The 6,302-nt window shown below is 71.3% G+C and carries 6 protein-coding genes and 1 pseudogene; all 7 read left to right on the top strand.

The window, feature by feature from the left end; all coding sequences use genetic code 11:
- A pseudogene (locus tag GT354_RS45655) lies at window positions 1-530 on the top strand (hypothetical protein); the annotation flags it as partial.
- A 172-nt stretch (window positions 531-702) separates the two neighbouring features.
- Window positions 703-1,344, top strand: coding sequence for a TetR/AcrR family transcriptional regulator (locus GT354_RS45650; RefSeq protein ID WP_161363370.1), 642 nt, complete (start codon window positions 703-705; stop codon window positions 1,342-1,344).
- Window positions 1,345-1,640: 296 nt separating this feature from the next.
- On the top strand, window positions 1,641-2,297 hold the full coding sequence (locus tag GT354_RS45645; RefSeq protein ID WP_346012477.1) for a TetR/AcrR family transcriptional regulator: 657 nt from the start codon (window positions 1,641-1,643) through the stop codon (window positions 2,295-2,297).
- 111 nt (window positions 2,298-2,408) lie between these two features.
- Window positions 2,409-3,218 carry a DUF2127 domain-containing protein gene (locus tag GT354_RS45640; protein WP_161363366.1) on the top strand — a complete coding sequence of 270 codons (810 nt, stop codon included), beginning with the start codon at window positions 2,409-2,411 and terminating at the stop codon, window positions 3,216-3,218.
- A gap of 376 nt (window positions 3,219-3,594) precedes the next feature.
- A complete protein-coding gene (locus GT354_RS45635) occupies window positions 3,595-4,008 on the top strand; it encodes an STAS domain-containing protein (protein WP_161363365.1) in 414 nt (137 codons plus the stop codon).
- A 95-nt stretch (window positions 4,009-4,103) separates the two neighbouring features.
- Window positions 4,104-5,336, top strand: coding sequence for a sensor histidine kinase (locus tag GT354_RS45630; RefSeq protein ID WP_237536110.1), 1,233 nt, complete (start codon window positions 4,104-4,106; stop codon window positions 5,334-5,336).
- Window positions 5,333-5,998 carry a response regulator transcription factor gene (locus GT354_RS45625; protein ID WP_161363360.1) on the top strand — a complete coding sequence of 222 codons (666 nt, stop codon included), beginning with the start codon at window positions 5,333-5,335 and terminating at the stop codon, window positions 5,996-5,998. The genes GT354_RS45630 and GT354_RS45625 overlap by 4 nt, the downstream gene beginning before the upstream one ends.
- Window positions 5,999-6,302 lie beyond the last annotated feature (304 nt).

Here is a 6,302-nt window from a genome sequence, read left to right as displayed (position 1 = left end):
AACCGCGCGCCGAGCAGCCTCGGGTCGAACAGGCGCGCGTCGAGCCCGCGCACCACGACATCGCGCCGATCGTCCCGGCGATCCGCGAGGACGACCCGTACGCCGACGCGATCGAGGAGTTCGCGGCCGCCGGTTGGCTCGCGAGCCACGAGGACGGCCTGTGGCGGATCACCGGCTCGTTCGGCAACCCGGTCCCGATCGCGGCCGTGGCCGCGACCCGTCTCGCGCAATACGGCGAGCCGGTGCTGATCCAGGCCGGCAACGAGCGACGTTGGGCCTTCATGGCCTGGGCCGCACCCGACCTGACCCTGTTGAACTGGCCCGCGCGCAACTGGCGCAGCTACCAGATCCGGCCGCCGGCCGACCCGGAGTCACGCTTTCGCGGCGGCGACCTGGCGAGCGTGCCGGGGCGAGTGGGCCCGCTCAACCGCCAGATCGGCGACCCGCCGCCCGCGCTGCTTCGGGTGCTGGGGAAACTGGACCTGGGCTTCGGCGAACTGGTCAAGGAGCTCCAGGCGATCGGCGGCTAGCCCAGCCGGCGCCCCGGACCGCGTGAGCGTTGTGGTCGTCGCCTCCTGCCTTCGAGCGAGCGATCGTTAGGATCGGTACCGGATCGGCGACGACCGACACGTCACCGGCACGACGGCGCACACCTGCGGATCGGCCGCGACCCTTCCCGACCGCGACCCGGAAGGTGGAACCATGGCCGAGCCCATCGCGGCTGACCTGCGCGGCGAAGGCCACACCGACTGGCGCGCCTACGAGCCGCTGCTGCTCCCGCCGATCCTGGCCGCGTCGCTCGCCGCGTTCGACGAGCACGGCTACCACGGCACCACGGTCCGCGACATCGCCCGTCGGGTGGGCGTGACGGTTCCGGCGCTGTACTACCACTACGAGAACAAGCAGGCGCTGTTGGTCGAGTTGCTGCTCGGCTCGATGAGCGCGGCCCTCGGCCGCTGCCGCAGCGCGCTGCGGGAGGCCGACGACGCCCCGGCCGCACGCTTCGCGGCCCTCGTCGAGTGCATAGTGTTGTACATGGCCAACCGCGCGCCGCTGGCCTTCCTCGACACCGAGATGCGCAGCCTCGAACCGGGAAACCGGGCCCGCTACGTCGCGATGCGCGACGACCTCGAAGCCCTGATGCACCGGGTCGTTCGTGACGGCGTGGCGCTGGGCGACTTCACCACACCCTTTCCGGTGGACGCCGGCCGCGCGGTGCTGACGTGCTGCCAGGCGGTGGCGAACTGGTATCGCTCCACCGGCCCGCTGAGTCCCCGGGACATCGCCGGTCGCTACGTCGACATCTCCTTGTCCACGGTCGGCTACCGCCCACGCGCGAACTGACCTCGCCGTCGGAGGCGTTCGAGGCGTTCGAGGCGTTCGATGATCATGGCGTTGGCCATGCATGATCAGCGCGGCCGACGCGCCGTCGGTGAGCGGCGAGGAGTCGCCGGGCGTGATCCGCCAGTCGATCTCGGGAAAGCGCGCGCTCATCCCCGCGTCGACGAACGCGGGCTTGAGCCCGGCCGGGCCCTCCTCGGTGGTGGCGGGGCGGCCGTCTCGTCCACACCGTGCTCTCCGCCGTCGATCGGCACGGGCACGATCTCGCGGTGTCAATCAGCCGTTCGGCATACGCCTTCGTGGCAAAGATCCACTCGCACACTCGCTACGCTGATCTCGTGACGAGGGCCGCCGTTCGGGAACCGCGACAGGGTCGAAGCCGTGCCACCCGGGTTCGGTTGCTCGATACCGCTGTGCAGGTGCTGGCCGAACTCGGCTGGCAGGGCGGCACGGTCACCGTGGTGGCGGGCCGGGTCGGCCTCTCGCGCGGCGCCGTACAGCACCACTTCCCCACCCGCGAGGACCTGTTCACCGCGGCGATCGACTACATGGCCGGCGACCGGTTGGCCCGCGCCCGACTGGATCAGGCGTTGATCCCCGAGGGTCCCGGCCGCACGGAGGCGGTGATCGAGGCGATCATCGCGACGTTTCGAGGGCCGCTGTACCGGGCCGCGCTCCAACTGTGGGTGGCCGCCGCCGACAACGTCGAGCTGCGGGCCAAAGTGCTGCCGCTGGACGAACGGATCACCCACGCGACCTACGAGATGACGGTCGAACTGCTGCGCGCCGACCTGTCCCTGCCCGGCGCGCACGAAGCCGTCCTGGCCACCTTGGAGTTGGCCCGCGGGCTCGGCATCAGCGACCTGCTCGACGCCGATCCGGCCCGGCGCCGGCCGGTGGTTCGCCAGTGGGCGGCGAGTCTGGACATCGTCCTCGGCGGCGGCGCGACCCGCTGACCGGACCGGCTCGGACGTCTCGGAGTCATTTCACTCTTCGATGACCATTCCTTGGCGGGAACCCGGCCCAATCCGGGACGAGTCGTGGTCTGTGGCCCGTACCTTCACGGCGTGGACTGGAACAGACGGACCTGCGCTCGACGCGGGCACGAGACGTACGCGCCCGACGAACCGGCATTGCGCGAGCGGCTGCACGCGCGGACCCCGGTCGGCGAGGCATGGCGCTGTCTGCGCTGCGGCGACTACGTGCTGGGGGAGGTCAAGGGCGGCGGGCCGGCCGACGAGGCCCCCGTGGTGATGCGCGGACGCGCGCTGCGCGACGTGTTGATCCTGCGCTTCCTGGCCGTCGAGCGGGCCGCGCGTGGAGTGCTCATCCTGCTCGCTGCCTACGCGGTGTGGCGGTTCAGCAACTCGCAGGATTCGGTGCGCCGGCTGTTCGAGGACGATCTGACGGTCTTCAAGCCGGTGGCCGAGCACTTCCACTACGACCTGGACCACTCGCCGATCGTCGACACGATCCGCAAGACCTTCGACTACAAGCATTCGACACTGATGTGGGTCGCGATCGCGATGGTCGTCTACGCCGTGATCGAGATCGTCGAGGCGGTCGGGCTGTGGCTGCTCAAGCGCTGGGCCGAATACCTCACGGTGGTGGCCACTGCGGCGTTCCTGCCGCTGGAGGGCTACGAGATGCGCGAGCACGTCAGCTGGATCAAGGTCTGCACCCTCGCCCTGAACATCCTCGCGGTGGTCTACATCATCGTCGCCAAGCGCCTGTTCGGCGTCCGCGGCGGTGCCGCGGCCTTCGAGGCCGAACGACACAGCGAATCCCTCCTCGAGATCGACGAGGCCGTACACGCCGGCCCGCCCCGCCAACCCTGGGAAGAACACGTCCACTCCCCGCGCGCCGAGGCCCACTGACCGAGGCGTCCGCCGTGTCCTCGTGGCCCTGCCGCCGGGCCGGTCGGGTCGATCGCTCACGTGGCGGCCGGCCCACCGAACACGGCGAGCAGTTGCCGCGAGGATCTGTCGGACCTACGCGACCGGGCACGAGGCGAGGAGGCGACTCGCCGAACGCGGTCGATGCGACAGACCGACAATCGTCTCATCAACGAGGGCGGCCCGGGACGGTTACCGCCGGTCTTCACTCATATCGGTCCTCGTGATTCGCGAGTTCGCGTGAATCGGCCGCATCGTGCGTAACGTGGCATCGCTGCCCGAGTCCCCGGCCGCAGGAGGCTCGGGGCGGGACTCCCCCGGCGCCGGCCGACGCGGCACTACCGAGGGGCGGATCACCATGACGAACGTTGCGATCGCCGGCCGTGTACACGTGCGCGGCCGCTGGCATGTGGTCGAGCTCGCGGGCGAGTTGGACTGCGCCACCGTGTGCGAGGCCGAGACGGTACTGCGGCGGTTCCCGCTGCGGGTGGGCGACGCCGTCGTGGTCGACCTGTTGCGGGTGACCTTCCTCGACTGCGCCGCCCTGCATCTGCTCAGCCGTACCCGAGTTCGAGTGCTCGCGCAGGGCGGGACCTTCCACGTCGTGTGCGCGGGTGCGTGGCCGCGCCGGATCCTGCGGTTGGGCGGTCTGCTCGACGTGTTGCGGCCGGTCGCCTCGACGGCGGAACTGGGGATGGACGAGCCGGGGACCAAGGGACCGGGGACCAGGAACAAGGACGAGACCGTGCCCGTGGCACCCGATCGGGAGTGACGCGGCGGGCTCGCGCCCGGGGGCGGTTCGGTGGCGAGGATCGGTCCCGTCGTGGGCCCGTGCCCGCGCATCGACCGACCCCTATGCTGCCGATCATGGGCAGCCTCCCTCGAATACCCGCGTGGATGCCGCGTGGCACCGCGCTGGACACGGTGTTCACCGCGCTCCTCGGTGGGCTCGTGATCGCGTTCACGCTCGCGGACATGGTGACGTTGGACGCCGTCGACGTACCGGGCCTGACGCCCGTCGTCGCCGCGTGCGCGGCCTTGTTCGTCCGCCGTGACCACCCCGTCACGGTGCTGCTGCTGACCGTGGTGGCGACGATGGTGTACTACCCGCTGGTGCTGGCCGACGGGCCGATGTTCGTGACCTTCGCGGTGGCGCTGTACAGCGCGGCCGCCGGCGGGCATCTGTTGCTCGCGACGCTCACCGCCGCCGGATTCGCGACCGTGCTCGGTGTCTCGGAGATCGGCAGCGACGAGAACCATCTCGCCGACGCCGCGCTGTTCTTGTTGTTCGGCTGCATCGTCGCGGTGGTCGCGATGGGCGGGATGGTGTACAACCGACACGCGTTCCTGGCCGAGGCGCACCGACGCGCGGAGGAGACGCAGCGCACCCTGGAGGCCGAGGCCCGGCAACGCGCGGTCGAGGAACGGCTGCGGATCGCCCGTGAGTTGCACGACGTACTCGGCCACCACCTGTCGCTGATCAACGTGCAGTCCGCAGCCGCGCTGCACGGCTTCGCACGTGCCCCCGAGCGGGCCGAGCAGTCGCTCGACGCGATCAAGCGGACCAGCCGGGACGCGCTGCGCGAACTGCGCGAGACGTTGGGTGTGTTGCGCCAGGTCGACGAGGAGGCGCCGACGGCCCCCGCGCCGAGCCTGGCCGGACTGGACGAGCTGATCGGGCACATGCGTCGGACGGGCATCGACGTGAGCCTGGAACTCCCGCACGGGATGCGACCTTTGCCGCCGGCGGTGGATCTGGCCGCGTATCGGATCGTGCAGGAGGCGCTGACCAACGTGACCCGGCACTCGGGTGCGCGGGCGGCCGTGGTGCGAATCGAATTCGAGGACGGGCGGGTACGGGTGCGGGTCGACGACGAGGGACGAGCCGGCTCGGCGCGTTCCCATGACGGCAACGGTGACACCGACAGTGAGGGCACGGGCATGAGCGCGGACACGAGCGGGACCGGGAGCGGCAGCGGCGTCGCCGGCATGGGTGAGCGCGCGCGGGCCTTGGGCGGCGAGTTCGCCGCGGGCCCGCGCCCCGGCGGTGGCTACCGGGTCAGCGCGTCGCTGCCGCGGCGTCGGGACGGTGCCGAGTGATCCGGGTGCTGCTCGCCGACGACCAGACCCTCGTGCGCGCGGGCCTGCGCTGGGTCCTGGACAACGAGGACGACATCGAGGTGGTCGGGGAGGCGGCCGACGGCGAGCAGGCCGCCGCACTGGCCGACGAACTGCGACCCGACGTGGTGTTGATGGACATCCGGATGCCGCGCCTGGACGGCCTGGAGGCGACCCGGCGGATCGTCGCCGACGAACGTCTCGCCGGCGTACGGGTCGTCATCCTGACCACGTTCGACCTGGACGACTACGTGTACGGCGCGTTGCGCGCGGGCGCGAGCGGCTTCCTGGTCAAGGACACCGAGCCGGTCGAGTTGATCCACGGGGTGCGGGTGGTCGCGCGCGGCGACGCGTTGATCTCGCCGACGGTCACCCGCCGGCTGATCGCCGAGTTCGCCGGCCGGGCCGCGCCGCCCGAACCGGACGCGCGGGTCGAGACGTTGACGGAACGCGAGCGCGAGGTGATGGGGCTCGTCGCGGCCGGCCTGTCCAACGACGAGATCGCGGTGCGGCTCGGGCTGAGCCCCGCGACGGCCAAGACCCACGTGAGCCGGATCCTGACCAAGACCGGGGTCCGCGACCGGGCGCAACTGGTGGTACTGGCCTACGAGTCGGGGATGGTGACGCCCGGCGGGCGGCGCTGATCGGGGGCGACCCGCAACTGGGGAGGTACGCCGGGCACAACCGTGGGGGTATTCGCCCGCACGGCGGGCCCACCGGGGGCGTCCGCCCGTACCGTGCCTGCGCAGGAGGCTCGGCGGTGGTCTCGACGAGAGGCTTGTGGACAAGCGACACCACGTCCCCAAGCCCCTCCTCCGGATCGAGGAAAACCATGTCCGAGGCCCCGGTTTCGTACCCGCCACCCGCCCCCGCCAACCGGTCGTCGATCGAACCCACCCGCCGCCCGAGCGTGTTCGAGCGGATCGCGGTCCGGGCCCACCGTCGCCG

Source organism: Streptomyces sp. SID3343 (assembly GCF_009865215.1).
Taxonomy (GTDB): domain Bacteria; phylum Actinomycetota; class Actinomycetes; order Streptomycetales; family Streptomycetaceae; genus Embleya.
This window is presented reverse-complemented; position numbering and strand designations above follow the sequence as displayed.

Bases quoted from the DNA above. Each gene is read 5' to 3' on its own strand.
- GT354_RS45650 (WP_161363370.1), top strand. From the start codon at position 703: ATGGCCGAGCCCATCGCGGCTGACCTGCGCGGCGAAGGCCACACCGAC.
- GT354_RS45635 (WP_161363365.1), top strand. From the start codon at position 3,595: ATGACGAACGTTGCGATCGCCGGCCGTGTACACGTGCGCGGCCGCTGG.
- GT354_RS45630 (WP_237536110.1), top strand. From the start codon at position 4,104: ATGGGCAGCCTCCCTCGAATACCCGCGTGGATGCCGCGTGGCACCGCG.